The organism is Stenotrophomonas maltophilia group sp. Smal17 (genome assembly GCF_030237045.1).
In the GTDB taxonomy this organism is placed as follows: Bacteria; Pseudomonadota; Gammaproteobacteria; order Xanthomonadales; family Xanthomonadaceae; genus Stenotrophomonas; species Stenotrophomonas forensis.
Genome location: NZ_JASJSU010000097.1, coordinates 1 through 15,565, shown reverse-complemented (window position 1 = coordinate 15,565; position 15,565 = coordinate 1). Strand labels below are relative to the sequence as shown.

General features: G+C 68.5%; 14 protein-coding genes. 7 read left to right on the top strand and 7 right to left on the bottom strand.

Features of this window, described 5'->3' with window-relative positions:
* Window positions 1-158 precede the first annotated feature (158 nt).
* Window positions 159-533 (bottom strand): DUF4124 domain-containing protein, encoded by a 375-nt coding sequence (locus QRO93_RS18375; protein WP_180878776.1) that lies wholly within the window; start codon window positions 531-533, stop codon window positions 159-161.
* An 80-nt stretch (window positions 534-613) separates the two neighbouring features.
* Here QRO93_RS18375 and pssA point away from each other — a divergent pair, with 80 nt between their 5' ends.
* Genes pssA through rimI form a run of 3 tightly spaced genes read left to right on the top strand, consistent with a single transcriptional unit; the run spans window position 614 to window position 2,393 of the window.
* Window positions 614-1,390, top strand: coding sequence for a CDP-diacylglycerol--serine O-phosphatidyltransferase (gene pssA, locus QRO93_RS18370; protein WP_005415206.1), 777 nt, complete (start codon window positions 614-616; stop codon window positions 1,388-1,390).
* Entirely contained in the window at window positions 1,387-1,899 is a 513-nt protein-coding gene (locus QRO93_RS18365; protein ID WP_164088008.1) for a hypothetical protein, read from the top strand. Before pssA ends, QRO93_RS18365 begins: the two co-directional genes overlap by 4 nt.
* A complete protein-coding gene (rimI, locus tag QRO93_RS18360; RefSeq protein ID WP_053448741.1) occupies window positions 1,896-2,393 on the top strand; it encodes a ribosomal protein S18-alanine N-acetyltransferase in 498 nt (165 codons plus the stop codon). The genes QRO93_RS18365 and rimI overlap by 4 nt, the downstream gene beginning before the upstream one ends.
* Before the next feature lie 104 nt (window positions 2,394-2,497).
* Here the strand turns inward: rimI and QRO93_RS18355 are convergent, their stop codons facing one another.
* The 4 genes from QRO93_RS18355 to QRO93_RS18340 form a co-directional block, all read right to left on the bottom strand.
* Window positions 2,498-3,319, bottom strand: a complete 822-nt coding sequence (locus QRO93_RS18355) for an EamA family transporter (RefSeq protein WP_180878775.1) — start codon at window positions 3,317-3,319, stop codon at window positions 2,498-2,500.
* 135 nt (window positions 3,320-3,454) lie between these two features.
* On the bottom strand, window positions 3,455-6,283 hold the full coding sequence (locus QRO93_RS18350) for a valine--tRNA ligase (RefSeq protein ID WP_180878774.1): 2,829 nt from the start codon (window positions 6,281-6,283) through the stop codon (window positions 3,455-3,457).
* Between the two features lie 72 nt (window positions 6,284-6,355).
* Window positions 6,356-6,781: a DNA polymerase III subunit chi gene (locus QRO93_RS18345; protein WP_004154132.1), complete on the bottom strand. Its 426-nt coding sequence runs from the start codon at window positions 6,779-6,781 to the stop codon at window positions 6,356-6,358.
* Window positions 6,782-6,863: 82 nt separating this feature from the next.
* The gene (locus tag QRO93_RS18340) at window positions 6,864-8,342 is read right to left on the bottom strand and encodes a leucyl aminopeptidase (protein ID WP_053508766.1); all 1,479 of its coding nucleotides are present in this window, start codon (window positions 8,340-8,342) and stop codon (window positions 6,864-6,866) included.
* 104 nt (window positions 8,343-8,446) lie between these two features.
* On the opposite strand from QRO93_RS18340, the gene lptF reads away from it, so the two are divergent.
* Window positions 8,447-9,529 carry an LPS export ABC transporter permease LptF gene (lptF, locus tag QRO93_RS18335; RefSeq protein ID WP_053448745.1) on the top strand — a complete coding sequence of 361 codons (1,083 nt, stop codon included), beginning with the start codon at window positions 8,447-8,449 and terminating at the stop codon, window positions 9,527-9,529.
* Window positions 9,526-10,632, top strand: coding sequence for an LPS export ABC transporter permease LptG (gene lptG / locus QRO93_RS18330; RefSeq protein ID WP_053448746.1), 1,107 nt, complete (start codon window positions 9,526-9,528; stop codon window positions 10,630-10,632). Before lptF ends, lptG begins: the two co-directional genes overlap by 4 nt.
* A gap of 114 nt (window positions 10,633-10,746) precedes the next feature.
* Here lptG and QRO93_RS18325 read toward each other — a convergent pair whose 3' ends face one another.
* Window positions 10,747-11,238, bottom strand: a complete 492-nt coding sequence (locus QRO93_RS18325) for an RDD family protein (RefSeq protein ID WP_053451237.1) — start codon at window positions 11,236-11,238, stop codon at window positions 10,747-10,749.
* Between the two features lie 56 nt (window positions 11,239-11,294).
* Here QRO93_RS18325 and xerD point away from each other — a divergent pair, with 56 nt between their 5' ends.
* Together xerD and QRO93_RS18315 are read left to right on the top strand one after the other, a co-directional pair.
* Entirely contained in the window at window positions 11,295-12,272 is a 978-nt protein-coding gene (xerD, locus tag QRO93_RS18320; protein WP_180878773.1) for a site-specific tyrosine recombinase XerD, read from the top strand.
* Between the two features lie 100 nt (window positions 12,273-12,372).
* Entirely contained in the window at window positions 12,373-13,161 is a 789-nt protein-coding gene (locus tag QRO93_RS18315; protein ID WP_053448748.1) for a thioredoxin fold domain-containing protein, read from the top strand.
* Window positions 13,162-13,276: 115 nt separating this feature from the next.
* Here QRO93_RS18315 and QRO93_RS18310 read toward each other — a convergent pair whose 3' ends face one another.
* Entirely contained in the window at window positions 13,277-15,376 is a 2,100-nt protein-coding gene (locus QRO93_RS18310) for a glycosyl hydrolase family 18 protein (protein ID WP_180878772.1), read from the bottom strand.
* Window positions 15,377-15,565: the final 189 nt, after the last annotated feature.

Below are 15,565 nucleotides of genomic sequence, written 5' to 3'. Positions count from 1 at the left end.
GGTTTGCGGGGTGTGAGCCGCATGGATGCGGCGACCAAGCCCCCATGGACGGGTTTACGGCGTCCCCGCAAACCCACAGTGCCCCGCCATCCCACGGAATGCCGAATTTGACGTTGACCTTGCTTCGGCAGGTGCAGGGCGCAGCCCTGCCGATACCCTCACTCCGCCGGGCAGTAGGCCTTGATGGCCGCGTCGGCCAGCCCCTTCTGCGCCGTGCGCTGCTCCGGGGTCAGCGCGGTATCGGGCTTGCCGTCGCCATTGGTGTCCTGCATCACCTGGCCGGACCCCTCCAGCAGGGCCAGGTTGGCGCGGGCGGTGCTGCACTGCTCCGGCACCGGCGCGGCCGGGGTCTCGGTACCGGCCGTGGCCTGTGGGCTGCGGGCCTGCTCGCGGGTCTCGAATTTCTTGCCCGCCGGCGGGGTCTCCGAGTACTGGGTCACGCCGTTGGCGTCCTTCCACTTGTAGACCGGCCCGGCCACGGCGTGGGCACTGGCCAACAACAGCAGGCATCCAAGGCAGGACAGGGCACGCATGGCAGACTCCGCAGAATGGGCGTAGAACGCCGATTGCAGCATTGGCACCGAGCACTGGCAAGTCGATTAAACTGGATTCCATGGACCCGATCACACCGCCGCCGCGTTCGCGCACGATTTATCTGCTGCCCAACCTGTTCACCACCGCCGGGCTGTTCGCCGGTTTCTACGCGATCATCGCCGCGGCCAACGGGGATTTCGTCAACGCCAGCATCGCCGTGTTCGTGGCGGCGGTGATGGATGGCCTGGACGGGCGCGTGGCGCGCCTGACCGGCACCAGCAGCGAATTCGGCGTGCAGTACGACTCACTGGCCGACCTGGTCAGCTTCGGCATGGCCCCGGCGCTGGTGATGTACCACTGGTCGCTGTCGTGGCTGAAGTTCGATGACCCGCTGCTCGGCCGCGTCGGCTGGGCCGTGGCCTTCCTGTATGCCGCCTGCGCGGCGCTGCGCCTGGCCCGCTTCAACACCCAGGTGGCGGTGGTCGACAAGCGCTGGTTCGTCGGCCTGGCCAGCCCGGCTGCGGCCGGTCTGATGATGTCCTTCGTCTGGGCCTTCGCCGATGGCAACCTGGGCTGGGACGGCAACCAGCTGCGCTATGTGGCGCTGGCCGTGACGATCATCGCGGCGCTGCTGATGGTCAGCCGCATCCGTTTCTGGAGCTTCAAGGGCGGTGCCGCCAAGGGCACCCGGTCTGATCGCGTCCCGTTCCTGGTGCTGGCGCTGGTGCCGGTGGCCATCGCCATCGCGGTCATCGATCTGCCGCGCGTGCTGTTCGCGGTAGGCATCCTGTATGCCTTGTCCGGCCCGGTGATGTGGGCCGTGCAGCGCCTGCGCAAGAAGCCCGAGGCGGCGTGAGCCAGGACCTGCCCGTGCTGTGGTCTCCGGCGCAGCAGGCCTGGCTGCAGGCCATGGGCTACACCGTCTACCACGACGGCCAGCTGGCCGCCGAGCTGGATGCCGCGCTGCAGCTGAGCGTGGCCGAAGCCGAGGCGGCCGCCGTGCCGCCGACGCAGCCGGCACGGGCAAGCGCGGCATCTTCGTCGGGCGAACGCCGCGCCGAGGCTGTGCCGTCGCCCGGTCTGCAACGCCCGGCGCCGCCCCGCCGCGAAACCCCGGTCAACGCACCCGATACCGCGCCGGCATCGGCGCGTCCGCTGCCGGCCGGCAATGCCCGGCAGCCCGTGGTGCGCCTGCCGGATCGCCTGCAGATCGCGCTGCTGCGTGCGTCCGGCTGCAATCCCAATGATCCGGCGACGCAGGCGCTGATGGACAGTTGGCCCCTGGACCAGCTGCGCCATGACCCGGCCGCCAAGCGCGCGCTGTGGCCGCAGCTGCGTGCGCTGCGCAAGCGGGGCGCGCCATGAGTGCGGTCAGCCAGCCCGGCCCGGTCAGCCTGCGCGCGTTGCGCGAGAGCGATCTCAATGCGGTGATGGCGATTGAAGTGCGCGGCTATCCGTTTCCATGGACCCGCGGCATCTTCGTTGACTGCCTGCGTGCCGGTTACCCGGGCTTGGCGATGGAGCGCGATGGCCTGCTGATCGGCTACGGCGTGCTCAGCATCGCCGCCGATGAGGCGCATGTCCTGAACGTCTGCATCGATCCGTCGACGCAGTCGCGGGGGCTCGGCCGCCAGTTGCTGCGTGCGCTGGTGCAGCTGGCCGGAGACCGCGGCGCGCAGCGCGTGTTCCTGGAAGTGCGGCCGTCCAATGCGCCCGCGCTGGCGCTGTACCACAGCGAAGGCTTCAACGAGATCGGCCGTCGCCCGCGCTACTACCCCGCTGCGCAGGGCCGCGAAGACGCGCTGGTGATGGCGATCGAGCTGGTCGACGGCGACCTGCAGGCGATGCCGCCGCTGTAGCGGAGAAGGGTTGCCGGCCAGCGGCCGGCACTACCGATGGGTCTCCGCTGTGATCGACACATCGCCTGCCGTGGTAGGTGCCAACCTTGGTTGGCACGCTCTGCTCAAGCCAACCGCAACGCCAGCACGCCGCCCACGATGAGCGAAGCGGCCAGCCAGCGCACCCGCGGCACGTGTTCGCGCAGTACGAACACCGAGATCAGCAGCGCGAACAGGATCGAGGATTCGCGCAGCGCCGAGACCATCGCCACCGGCGCCTGGGTCATCGCCCACAGCGCCATCGCATACGAGGCGGTGGTGCCGACGCCGCCGGCCATGCCCAGCGGCCAGTGCTGGCGCGCATAGGCCAGCACCGCACCCCGCCGGGTGTACAGCGCCCACAGCGGCAATGGAATGCCCGACAGCAGGAACAACCACAGGGTGTAACTGAGCGCGCTGCCGGATTGGCGCGCACCCTGCGCATCGACCAGCGTGTAAGTGGCGATCATTGCGGCGGTCAGCAGTGGCAGCCGAAGCTGGCCGCCTCGTGCACCCAGTGCCATGCACAGGATGCCGGTGCTGACCAGCACCACACCCAGCCACGCCACGGGCGGCAGCCCTTCACCCAGCAGGGTGCCGGCCAGTGCGACCAGGATCGGCGCACTGCCACGCATCAGCGGATAGGCCAGGCTCATGTCGACCTGCTGATAACAGCGTGCGACCAGGCCGTAGTAAGTCACCTGCAGCAACACCGAGGCACCCAGCCATGGCCAGCTGTGCGTAGCAGGGAAGGGCAGGAAGGGCAGGGCGGCGGCCGACAGCAGCGCGGCGCTGCCGGTGACCAGCACGGTGCCGAGGAACTTGTCCGGCCCGCGCTTGACGATCGCATTCCAGCTGGCATGCAGTGCTGCGGCAGCGAGGACGAGCAGGAAGATGGAAAGCGGCATCCGCCGATGATGCCATGCGGGGGCAAATGGAAACGCCGGGCATCGCCCGGCGTTTCCGATTCCGCTTCGGTGGGTGCCAACCTCTCCCGCCGTGGGAGGTGCCAACCTTGGTTGGCACGCACCAGAGCGCGGCGGTTACAGCTTCGCGCGCTGCTCGCGCAGGCCGGCCAGCTGGGTGTTCCAGTCCACCAGGCGCACGCGCTCCTGCTCGACCACGGCCGGCGGCACCTTGTCGGTGAACTTGGCCAGCTTGGTCTCGCTCTTCTCCTTTTCGGCGTCGACGCGGGCGATTTCCTTGTCCAGGCGCACGCGCTCGGCATCAAGATCGACCAGGCCTTCCAGCGGCACCAGCAGCTTCAGCTCACCGATGATCGCGGCGGCGGCAGCCGGTGCGCTTTCGCCTTCGGCCAGCCACTGGATGCTGTCCAGCTTCAGAAGGAACGACAGCGAGGCACTGAAGCGTTCGATGCGCACGCGGTCCTGCTCCAGCCCGGCCTGCAGGCGCAGCGGCACCAGCTTGGACGGCGCGACATTCAGTTCACTGCGCACGCGACGCACCGCACTGATCACCGCCTTCAGCCATTCCACGTCGGCCTCGGCCTGGGCGAAATCGCCTTCGAACTCGGCCGCGGTCGGGTACGGGCGCAGCGACAGCGTGGTCTCGGCCAGGCCTAGGCGCGGGGCCAGCTGCTGCCACAGCTGTTCGGTGATGAACGGAGTCAGCGGGTGCAGCAGGCGCAGCAGCGCTTCCAGCACGTACAGCAGGGTGTGGCGGGTGCTCTCGGCGTCGGCGGCGTCACCGCCGTTCAGTGCCGGCTTGCTCAGTTCCAGGAACCAGTCGCAGAACGCGTTCCAGGCGAACTCGTACAGGCACTGTGCCAGCAGGTCGAAGCGGTAGGCGGCGAAATGGCCCTGCGCTTCGGCGGTGGTGGCGGCCAGGCGCGCCAGGATCCAGCGCTCGGCATCGGTGCGCGGCGTGGGCACGCCGCTGAACGCCGCGCCCTCGGTGTTCATCAGGGCGAAGCGGCTGGCGTTCCACAGCTTGTTGCAGAAGTTCTTGTAGCCCTCGGCGCGGTTCATGTCGAACTTGATGTCGCGGCCGTGGGTGGCCAGCGCGGCGATGGTGAAGCGCAGCGCATCGGCACCGTGGGCGGCGATGCCGTCCGGGAATTCCTTGCGGGTGGCCTTCTCGATCTTCTCCACCATCTTCGGCTGCATCAGGCCGCCGGTACGCTTGGCGACCAGGTCGTCGATGGTGATGCCGTCGATGATGTCCAGCGGATCGAGCACGTTGCCCTTGCTCTTGGACATCTTCTGGCCCTGGCCGTCGCGGATCAGGCCGGTGAAGTAGACGTCCTTGAACGGGATCTTCCCGACCAGGTTGTCGGTGGCCATGATCATGCGCGCCACCCAGAAGAAGATGATGTCGAAGCCGGTGATCAGTACCGACGACGGCAGGTAGCGGTCGAAGCCACGCTCGGCCATGGCCTGTTCGTTCGGCCAGCCCAGGGTGGAGAACGGCCACAGCTGCGAGGAGAACCAGGTCTCCAGCACGTCGCTTTCCTGGTTCAGCACCACATCGCTGCCGAGGTTGTGCTTGGCCCGCACCTCCGCTTCGCTGCGGCCGACGTAGCAGCTGCCGGTGGCGGCATCGAACCAGGCCGGGATGCGGTGGCCCCACCACAGCTGGCGGCTGATGCACCAGTCCTGGATGTTGTTCATCCAGTGGCGGTAGGTGTTGATCCAGTTCGGCGGCACGAAGGAAATGCTGCCGTCCTCGACCAGTTCCAGGCCACGCTTGGCCAGGTCGTCCATCTTCACGAACCACTGGTCGGTCAGGTACGGCTCGATCACCTGGCCGGTACGGTCGCCGCGCGGCACCTGCAGTTTGTGCGCCCTGGTCTCGACCAGGATGCCCAGGTCTTCCAGTTCGGCCAGCACGGCCTTGCGCGCTTCGTAGCGGTCCAGGCCCTGGAATCGTTCCGGGGCATTCTCATTCAGCGCCGCCACCGGGGTGAACAGGTTGATCATCGGCAGGCTGTGGCGCACGCCCACTTCGTAATCGTTGAAGTCGTGCGCCGGGGTGACCTTGACCACGCCGGTGCCGAACGCACGGTCGACGTAGTCGTCGGCGATCACCGGCACGCGGCGGCCGGTCAGCGGCAGCACCACGCTCTTGCCGATCAGGTGCGAATAGCGCTCGTCTTCCGGGTGCACCATCACCGCGGTATCACCCAGCAGGGTTTCCGGGCGGGTGGTGGCGACCACCAGGTAGTCGCGGGTCTCGCGCAGGGTTTCCACGCCGTCGGCATCGCGCTCGACGTGCTCGTAGCTCAGGCCTCCATCCAGCGTGTAGGCGATCGACCACAGGAAGCCGTCTTCCTCGGCGCTCTCCACTTCCAGGTCGGAAATCGCGGTCTTCAGCACCGGGTCCCAGTTGACCAGGCGCTGGCCACGGTAGATCAGGCCCTGCTCGTACCAGCGCACGAAGGCTTCGTTGACCGCGGCCGACGGCTGCGGGTCCATGGTGAAGGTGCTGCGCGACCAGTCGGCGGAGGTGCCGAGGCGGCGCATCTGGCGCTCGATGGTGTCGCCGGACTGCTGCTTCCACTCCCAGACCTTGCCGATGAAGCCTTCGCGGCCCAGCGAATCGCGGGTCTCGCCCTTGCCTTCCAGCGCCAGGTTGCGGCTGACCACCATTTCGGTGGCGATGCCGGCATGGTCGGTACCGACCTGCCACAGCGTGTCGTAGCCGCGCATGCGGTGGTAGCGCACCAGCGCGTCCATCAGGGTCTGCTGGAAGGCATGGCCCATGTGCAGGGTGCCGGTCACGTTCGGCGGCGGCAGCAGGATGGTGTACGGCTCGCCCGTGCCGGACGGCTTGAAGTGGCCGGCCTTCTCCCAGGCCTCGTAGAGGTCGGTCTCGAAGGACTTCGGGTCGTAGCTGGAGGCGAGTTGGGTCATGCGGGGGAACCAGGAGGCAATCGTTGAAGGATCAGGGCACGGCGGCGGCCCATCAAGGGGGCCGGCGCGTGCTTACATGTCGTGCTTGTTCAGGTCGTAACCGGCGGCCTTGTACTGGCGCCAGCGTTCGCGCAGCGGTTCGCGCGCTTCCGGGTCGGCCGGGACCACCTCCAGCACGCGCTCGCACTGGCCCAGCCAGGGATCGTCGCGCAGGTTGATCACCAGCGGGCGGGCCGGGGCCTCGGTGCCGGGCACCGCGATCAGCACCAGGGCTTCTTCCTCGTCCATGTCCTCGCCGGCGATCTGGTGCGGGATGTAGGCGTCGTCATCGAACGCCCACAGCAGTTCGTCCAGTTCCTCGGCCTGGGCCTGGTCACGGGCCAGCACCAGGGTGAACAACCCGGCGTCGTTGGCCTTGCGCGCCAGCTCGCAGACCAGGCGCAGCGGCTCGGTCAGGAAGCGGGGCTTGGCGATCAGGTAGAAGTCGGCGCGGGGCATGGCAGGGTCCGGGTCAGGCAGGGGCCCGGCGTTGCCGGGCGAGGCCCTGGCCGGCGGTGGCCGGCCAGGGTCGGGTACGGCATCAGGCGCGGGCGACCTGGTCCAGCAGCCACTGGCTCAGCAGGCCGACCGGGCGGCCGGTGGCCATGCCACGCTTGCCTTCATCGCTGGCCACGCCGGCGATGTCCAGGTGTGCCCAGCGCTGGCCTTCGGCGAAGCGCGACAGGAAGCAGCCGGCGGTGATCGCACCGGCCCAGCGGCCGCCGATGTTGTAGACGTCGGCGAAGGTCGAATCCAGCATCGGCTGGTACTCGTCCCACAGCGGCAGACGCCAGGCGCGGTCGAACACGTGTTCGCCGGCGGCCAGCAGCTCGTTGGCCAGGTCGTCGTGCTTGCTCATCAGGCCAGCGGTCTGGTGGCCCAGGGCGACCATGCAGGCACCGGTCAGGGTGGCGACGTCGACCAGCGCGGCCGGCTCGAAACGCTGCGCATAGGTCAGCGCGTCACACAGGATCAGGCGGCCTTCGGCGTCGGTATTGCCGACTTCGATGGTCTTGCCCGACATCGAGGTGATCACGTCGGACGGACGGTAGGCGTTGCCGTCGATGGCGTTTTCCACCGCCGGGACCACTACCACCAGGTTCAGCGGCAGCTTGGCCTTGACCGCGGCGACGAAGGTGCCGATGACGTTGGCGCCACCGCACATGTCGTACTTCATCTCCTCGATGCCGCCCTGGGTCTTCAGGTTGACGCCGCCGGTATCGAAGGTGATGCCCTTGCCGACCAGCACGTACGGCTTGGCGTCGCCGGCGCCGGTCCACTTCAGCACGACCAGGCGCGGGCGGTTGGCCGAACCACGGGCCACGGCCAGCAGCGAGCCCATGCCCAACGCTTCCATCTGGGTCTCATCCAGGATCTCGGCCTCGGCGCCGTCGTGCTCGCCGGCAAACTTCACGCCCACTTCGGCCAGGTAGGCCGGGGTGCAGTAGTTCGGCGGCAGGTTGCCCAGTTCGCGGGCGAACTCGACACCGGCGGCGATGGCCTGGCCCTGGGCCAGGGCCTGGGCGTCGTCACCGGCAATAGCCAGCTGCGCCAGGCCGGCATCGTCGGCCTTCTTCTTGCCCAGGGTGGCGGTGTAGCGGTAAGCAGCGTGATCGGAGGCGATCACGGCCTGGCGGATCGCCCAGGCGGCGTCGCGGTCCTTCACCGCCACCTCGGAGAGGGTGAACAGTGCACTGCGGGTGGCACCGGCCTTCAGCGCGCGCACGGCGTCGCCGACGGCCTTCAGGTACTGGGGCACGCCGAAACGGGCGGCCTCACCGAGGCCGACCACCAGCACGCGCGGGGCCGACACCCCCGGCAGGTCGTGCAGCAGGGTGGTGGCGCCGGTCTTGCCGGACAGGTCGCCGCGCTGGGCCAGGGCGGCCAGGCGACCGCCGCTGGCGGCGTCCAGTGCCTTTGCGGCCGGAGTCAGGGTATGGTCGGCATACGCGCCGACCACCAGGCAATCAACGGTGGCGGCGGCCGGAGCAACGTGGTTCAGGGTGAATTCGAGGGCCATTGAGCAGATTCCATTGGCAAGTCCGTACAATCGCGGACCGTTTACGCCCAGACAGTAGACTGGGCGGCACCGCGAACGAACCCCAGAGTTTAAACCACCGCCCCATGTTGAAGCTCGACCGATACCTGCTGGGCGATTTCGTCCAGAGTTTCCTCGCTACCCTGATCGTCCTGCTCGTGGTCAGCGTGGGCGGCGTCCTGGTGGACATCCTCGGCAACATTGCCGACGGACGCCTGCCGGCCAAGCTGCTGTTCTCGCAGCTGGGCCTGCAGTTCATCGCCTACCTGCCGCTGATCCTCCCGCTGGCACTGATGCTGGGCCTGCTGCTGGCCATCGCCCGCCTGTACCGCGACTCGGAAATGGCGGTGATCACCGCCATTGGCGTCGGCCCCAAGCGCCTGCTGCGGCCGCTGCTGATGCTGGTGGTGCCGGTGGTGCTGCTGGTCGGTGCCTGCTCGCTGTGGCTGGGCCCGTGGGCCGGCCGGGTGGCCGAGCAGATGATCATCGAGGCCAACCGCAGCGTGCTGATGGCCGGCCTGGAGCCGGGCCGGTTCACCCCGCTGCCCAATGGCGGCGTGGTCTACCTGTCTTCGATCTCGGCTGACGGCACCGAGCTGGGCAAGGTGTTCATGCAGCGGCAGAAGGATGATCGCATCGAGGTGGTGTCCGCCGCAGGTGGCCGGATGTTCTTTGAAGGCGCCCGCCAGCGCTTCCTCGAGCTGGACGACGGGCACCAGGTGGAAGGCCCGGCCGTAGGTGGGCTGGATTACCGGCTGGCCACCTTCGCCCGCAACGATGTGGCCCTGCCGGATGGCGCGCAGACCCGGACCGAGGATGATCCGGAACTGATGCCGACCCTGCAGCTGATCGGCGATGGGCGCCCGCAGGCGCAGGCCCAGCTGCACCGCCGCCTGGCGCCGCCGCTGATCGCACTGGCCTTTGCCCTGCTGACCGTACCGCTGGGCCGCAGCTCGCCGCGCCAGCAGCGCTACGGGCGGATGATGCTGGCCCTGATGGCCTACATGGTGGGGACCAACCTGATGTTCATCGGCAGTGGCTGGATCGCCACCGGCAAGATACCGGCCGCGCTCGGCCTGTGGTGGTTGACCCTGCCGCTGCTGGCGCTGTCGATCTGGATGTATGCACGTGATGGCCGCCTGGGCCGACCGAAGGGAGCCCGCGCATGAGGCTGCGCCCGATGCGTTTCGACCTGTACCTGGGCCGGACGGTGTTCACCACGGTGCTGCTGACCTGGGCGGTGCTGGTGGGCCTGGACGTGGTGATGGCCTTCTCCGGCGAGTTCAAGGACATCGGCAAGAACGGCTACACGCTGGGACACGCGGCGGCCTGGGTGCTGTACACCGTGCCGCGCCGGGCCTACACGATGTTCCCCACGGCTGCGGTGATCGGCGCGCTGATGGGCCTGGGCCAGCTGGCCGCGACCTCGGAACTGACCGCGCTGCGCGCGCTGGGCCTGTCGCGCAGGCGGTTGAGCGTGTCGGTGGCGATCGCGCTGTCACTGCTGACCGCCGTGATGGTGTTCAGCGCCGAGACGCTGGGACCGTGGGGCCAGGACCGCGCCGATGCGCTGAAGGCCAGCGCCAAGTGGGGCCGGGACATCGCCACCACCCGTTACGCGGGCCTGTGGGCACGTGAGGGCGACACCTTCCTCAGCGCTGCCGGCGGCGAGGAGCAGCTGGTGGGCGACAAGGGCACGCGGTTGATCCTGCGTGAGGTGCGCCTGTATCGCATCGCCGAGGATGGACGGATCGCCTCGATCACCCATGCCGCCACCGCCGAGCATGACCGTGACGGCTGGGTGCTGACCAGCGTGAGCCGCGATACGTTCGGCGAGCGCTCGGCCACGCGCCAGGAAGTGGCACGGGAGCCGTGGAATTCCCGCCTGGATGCCGGCGCGCTGGCCGCGGGGATCGCCAAGCCGCGCAACCTGAGGATCACCGAGTTGCGGGCCAGCATCGAGTACCGCGAACGCAACGGCCTGGATGCCCGTGATTTCGAGGATATCTACTGGAGCCGCTGGTTCTACCCGTTGAACGTGCTGGCGCTGTGCCTGGCCGCGGTGCCGTTCGCGTTCGGTTCGCTACGCAGCGGCGGCATGGGCAAGCGCCTGTTCCTGGGCATCCTGTTCGCACTGGGCTTCTGGCTGCTGCAGCTGTTCTTCGGCCGCATGGCCGGCGCGCTGAAGTTCGACTACCGCATTGCCTATGCGTTGCCGCCGATCGTGATGCTGGCGGTGTCCGGATTGTTGTTCCGGCGCAAGTCGGGCTGAGTGATGCAGCGCCGGGCGTGGCCCGGCTGCTTTCTGAGCTCCGCGCGTGAGTCGAGCACGGCTCGACTCTACACAGAAGGCAGTCGAGCATGGCTCGACGCTACAGAATGCGCGTCAGCGCTTGGGCATCCGCACCAGCCGGGTGGCGCTGGCGCGGTCGTGCCAGGTCAGCCGCTGGGGGTCGACCCATGCCCACCAGAACCCCAGCCCAGCCAGCAGCAGTGACAGCGTGCCCACCGCGAAGCGCAGCCACAGCTGCGCGCGCCGCAGCGGCGTGCCATCGCTCGATTCGAGCTTCAACCGCCATGGCCGCATGCCCAGCGTCTGGCCGCCGCGGCGCCAGCTGGCCGTTGCATACCCGCCCGTCACAGCCCAGCACACCGCCCACAGCAGCCACTGCCAGGCACTGAACGGGGCGATGTTCTCGCGCTGCGCGTGGCCGCTGAGGGTGTAGGCCAGGGTGAACAGCGTGCCTGCCAGCATCCACAGTGCCAGCACCGGCAGTGCGTCGTAGACCATGGCCAGCACGCGCCAGACCAGCAGGGCGCGCGGGCGCGGCATTCCAGTAGCGGCCGCAGGGGCCGTGTCGGTGGCGGGGCGGGACATGCGCCGAGCATACGCAATGCTGGCCGCATCCGCTGGCACCCTCGTATCCTTCACCCATGGCCCTTGTTTCCACTCCTGCCGAACGCCGCCAGCTGGTCCAGCAGCTGCCCGAGCTGCGCGGTGACGACAGCGCGCGCATCCAGCGCTTCCTCGATGCCATCTGGGCCGAGAACGGCCTGGCCCGCGCCACCCTCGACAGCTATCGGCGCGACGTGGAAGGGCTGGCGCGCTGGATGGATGGGCGCGACGGTGGCCTGGCCGGCATCGAGCGTCCCGGGCTGTTCGACTACCTGGCCTGGCGCACCCGCCATGGCTGGTCGCCGCGCAGCAATGCGCGCCTGCTGTCGGCGCTGCGTGCGTTCTTCGCCGATGGCGTACGCCGTGGCGAACGCAGTGAAGACCCCAGCGCGTTGCTGGACCCACCGAAACTGCCACGTCTGCTGCCCAAGGCGCTGGCCGAAAGCCAGATCGATGCACTGCTGGCGGCGCCGGACATCGACAGCGCACTGGGCCTGCGCGACCGGGCCATGCTCGAACTGATGTATGCCGCAGGGCTGCGCGTGAGCGAACTGGTGCTGCTGCCGGCCACCGCGGTCAACCTGCGCCAGGGCGTGCTGCGGGTCACCGGCAAGGGCAGCAAGGAACGCCTGGTGCCACTGGGCGAGGAATCGCAGCACTGGCTGGAGCGCTACCTGCAGCAGTCGCGGCCGCAGCTGGTCGGCAAGGGCAGGGTGCACGCCCTGGCCGATGGGCAGACGCCGTTGTTCATCGAGCCGACGCTGCACGCACTGACCCGGCAGGCGTTCTGGCATCTGGTCAAGCGCCACGCCCAGGTCGCGGGGATCGATCCGGCGCGGATCAGTCCGCATGGCCTGCGCCACAGCTTCGCCACCCATCTGCTCAATCGCGGCGCCGACCTGCGCGCGCTGCAGATGCTGCTGGGCCACAGTTCGCTGTCGACCACCCAGATCTACACCCTGGTGGCCCGCGAACACCTGCAGAAGCTGCACGCCCGCCATCACCCGCGCGGCTGAGCCGGCGGCTGAATCCCGGCCCCGGGCCGTGCGCGGCGTCGCGGCCCGCTGCGGGCGGCTGTGTCAGAATCCGGGGTCTTCTTCTGTCGCGGACCGCTCCATGCTTCGATTTGCCATCGCCGCCGTGCTCGGTGCGCTCAGCCTGACCGCCTGCGCCCAGCCGGCCCCGCCGGCCGCCAAGGCACCTGCTGCCGCCGCGGCGGCCAAGGCCGGTCCGGTCGCCAACGCGTCGGCCGACCAGGCCGTGCGTGCGGCGCTGACCGCGCTCAATCCGGGCTTCCAGGTGGACTACATCGGTGCTGCGCCGTTCCCGGGCTTCCGCGAGGTCGTCGTTTCCGGCCAGCTGCTGTACGTCTCCGACGATGGCCGTTACCTGTTCCAGTCGCAGCCCTACGACACCCGTGCCAAGGGCCCGGCCAACAGCGAAGGCTTGCTCGGCTACCGCCGCGACCTGCTGGCCAAGGCCAACCATGGTGACCGCATCGTGTTTGCCGCGCCGAACGCGAAGTACACCATCAGCGTGTTCACCGATATCGAATGCGGTTACTGCCGCAAGCTGCACCAGGACATTGCCGAACTGAACCGCAACGGCATCAGCGTCGAGTACCTGGCGTTCCCGCGCATGGGCCTGGGCAGCAAGGATTACACCGACATGATCTCGGTCTGGTGTGCGGCCGATCGTCGCCAGGCGCTGACCAATGCCAAGCGCGGTGGCAGCGTGCCTGCCAAGAACTGCACCAACCCGGTGGCCATGCAGTACGCGCTGGGCCAGCAGCTGGGCGTGAACGGCACGCCGGCGATCTTCGCCCCCGATGGCACCCAGCTGGGTGGCTACCTGCCGCCGGCACAGCTGCGCGCAGCGCTGGAAAAGCTGTCGGCCAAGCGCTGACGCGGAACTGTAGCGTCGAGCCATGCTCGACTGCGGTTCCACATGTGACAGCCGAGCATGGCTCGGCGCTACAGATCAGGGGCCGGGGGCGCACAATGCGCCCCCGGCTTTTTCCTTACTTCAGGCCATCACTGACCGCCTTGGTCAGCGTGCCCTGTGCATCGTCACCACTGAACTCCCAGACGAACGCGCCGCCCAGGCCCTGGGTCTTCACGTAACCCATCTTGCGGGTGATGTTGGCCGGGGTGTCGAAGCTCCACAGCGTACTGCCGTTGTAGATCCAGGTGGCACCGGCGGTGTTGTCGGTGTAGCCCGGCCACGCCAGGTTCTTCAGCACCTTCCAGTCTTCGATGCCGGCCTCGTAGGTCCCCGGTGCGGCACCGGTTGCGGTCTGGTACAAGCCGTTGTTGGCGTTGGCCACGCCGGTCCAGCCACGCCCGTAGTAGCCGATGCCCAGGTTGAGCTTTGCAGCGGGCACGCCGCGGCTGATGAAGGCCTCGATGGCATCGTTGCTGTTGTACAGCTTCTGGTCGCCGGTGGACGGATCATTCGGCGAATCGAACAGCGCCGACTGGTGATTGGTCTTCGCATCCCACGCACCGTGGAAGTCGTAGGTCATCACGTTGATGTAGTCCAAGTACGGGTGGTACGCGGCCGGATCGGTGACGCGGATCTTGTCGATGCCCGCACCCACTGCCACCGTCAGCAACAGGCCCGGACGCACCGCATCGAGCTGGCGGCGGAACTCGGCCATCAGTGCGGTGAAGTTGGCGTTGTCTTCCGGCTTGCCGCATTCGATGCCACAGGCCACCGGGTATTCCCAGTCGATGTCGATGCCGTCGAACACGCCCAGCGCGGCTCCGGCACCACCGGCACCGTCGGTCACCGGCAGGTTGCCCTTGATGTAGGCGTCGATGCACGAGGCGACGAAGGCCTGGCGGTTTTCCGGGCGGGCCGCGCTGGAGAAGCCGCGCGACCAGGTCCAGCCACCCAGCGAGATCAACACCTTCATGCCCGGGTACTTGGCCTTGAGCTGCTTGAGCTGGTTCCAGTTGCCGCGCAGCGGCTGGTCCCAGGTATCGGCGCTGCCGCTGACGCTCTCGGCGGCACTGAACGCCTTGGTGTAATCGGCGAAGGCATCGCCACCGGCACCGCTGTTCGGATCCGACGGCTGGGTGATGCCCACTTCGCAGCGGTTGTTGCGCACGTTGCCGAATGCGTAGTTGATGTGGGTCAGGCGCGCGGCCGAACCACTGCTGTCGATGTTCTTGACCCGGTAGTTGCGGCCGTAGATGCCCCACTGGGTGAAGTAACCGATGACCCGCTTGCCGGTAGTGCCGCCGTCGCCGGCCAGCGTGGTGGCGCTGATCTCGGTGCCCTGTGCCGACGCATTGCCGGCGTTGTCGCGGGCACGCACGCGGTAGCGGTAGGTGGTCGATGCGGTCAGCCCGCCATCGACATAGCTGGCGCTGGACGGCGAGCCGACCAGGCTGCCGTTGCGGTACACGTCATAGCCGGCCACGCCGCTGCCGCCGGTGTTGTCGGTGGACGGGCTCCAGCTGAGCGCGATGCTGCTGGCGGTACGCGTACCCACAGCCAGCCCGCCCGGCACGCTCGGCGCGGTGGTATCGCCACCGGCGGCGTTGACGGTGATGGTGATGGTCGGCGTGCTGGTGGTGGCGTTGTTGTTGTCGGTGGCCACCGCACGCAGCGTGTGGCTGCCGGCGCTGGCATTGGCCCAGCTGGCTGCATACGGTGCGTTGGTGGCGATGCCCAGCGAGCTGCCGTCGCGGAAGAACTCGACCTTGGCGACGCTGCCGTCCGGATCGCTGGCGTTGGCGGTCACGTTCACCGTGCTGCCGGCGCTGAAGGTGGCACCGTTGGCCGGCGAGGTCAGGCTGACCACCGGCGGCTGGTTGCTGCCACTGCCATCGCAGGCACCCAGGTTGGTGTAGTAGGGCGCGCCGGCCGGATGATCCGGCGGCGCGTTCCAGATGTCCTGGTTCGCCCGATAGAGGACGCCTCCTTTCTGCAGGGTATCGCCGGCCCGGTAGATCTTGGCCTGGTCCCACTGGGCCACCCCGGCACAGCTGGCGGCCTGCGCCAGGCCGGGCAGGGCGACGCTGCCGGCGGCCAGGGCAAGCAGCCAGGCCAGGCGGCGGGGACGACAGCTACGGGTCGAACGTTCGGCACTGCGCACAATCGGGTCGTACATGGGTAAGTCTCCGATCAAAGGGCGCGCGGGCCCCGATGGCGCCGCGCGTGACGCAGGTCCGGGCGTCGCCCGGGAAGGCGACGGAGGGGGCGGACGGAGGTACCTGGGAGGCCGGGGAGAGAGTCCGGCACCAGGTGGGGACAACGTTGTCATCAATCGTGTGGTCAATCCGTGAGCAAGCGCATGGTT

Bases quoted from the DNA above. Each gene is read 5' to 3' on its own strand.
- lptG (WP_053448746.1), top strand. From the start codon at position 9,526: ATGAGGCTGCGCCCGATGCGTTTCGACCTGTACCTGGGCCGGACGGTG.
- xerD (WP_180878773.1), top strand. From the start codon at position 11,295: ATGGCCCTTGTTTCCACTCCTGCCGAACGCCGCCAGCTGGTCCAGCAG.
- QRO93_RS18355 (WP_180878775.1), bottom strand. From the start codon at position 3,319: ATGCCGCTTTCCATCTTCCTGCTCGTCCTCGCTGCCGCAGCACTGCAT.
- QRO93_RS18315 (WP_053448748.1), top strand. From the start codon at position 12,373: ATGCTTCGATTTGCCATCGCCGCCGTGCTCGGTGCGCTCAGCCTGACC.
- QRO93_RS18350 (WP_180878774.1), bottom strand. From the start codon at position 6,283: ATGACCCAACTCGCCTCCAGCTACGACCCGAAGTCCTTCGAGACCGAC.
- QRO93_RS18340 (WP_053508766.1), bottom strand. From the start codon at position 8,342: ATGGCCCTCGAATTCACCCTGAACCACGTTGCTCCGGCCGCCGCCACC.
- rimI (WP_053448741.1), top strand. From the start codon at position 1,896: ATGAGTGCGGTCAGCCAGCCCGGCCCGGTCAGCCTGCGCGCGTTGCGC.
- QRO93_RS18345 (WP_004154132.1), bottom strand. From the start codon at position 6,781: ATGCCCCGCGCCGACTTCTACCTGATCGCCAAGCCCCGCTTCCTGACC.
- QRO93_RS18325 (WP_053451237.1), bottom strand. From the start codon at position 11,238: ATGTCCCGCCCCGCCACCGACACGGCCCCTGCGGCCGCTACTGGAATG.
- pssA (WP_005415206.1), top strand. From the start codon at position 614: ATGGACCCGATCACACCGCCGCCGCGTTCGCGCACGATTTATCTGCTG.
- QRO93_RS18375 (WP_180878776.1), bottom strand. From the start codon at position 533: ATGCGTGCCCTGTCCTGCCTTGGATGCCTGCTGTTGTTGGCCAGTGCC.
- QRO93_RS18310 (WP_180878772.1), bottom strand. From the start codon at position 15,376: ATGTACGACCCGATTGTGCGCAGTGCCGAACGTTCGACCCGTAGCTGT.
- lptF (WP_053448745.1), top strand. From the start codon at position 8,447: ATGTTGAAGCTCGACCGATACCTGCTGGGCGATTTCGTCCAGAGTTTC.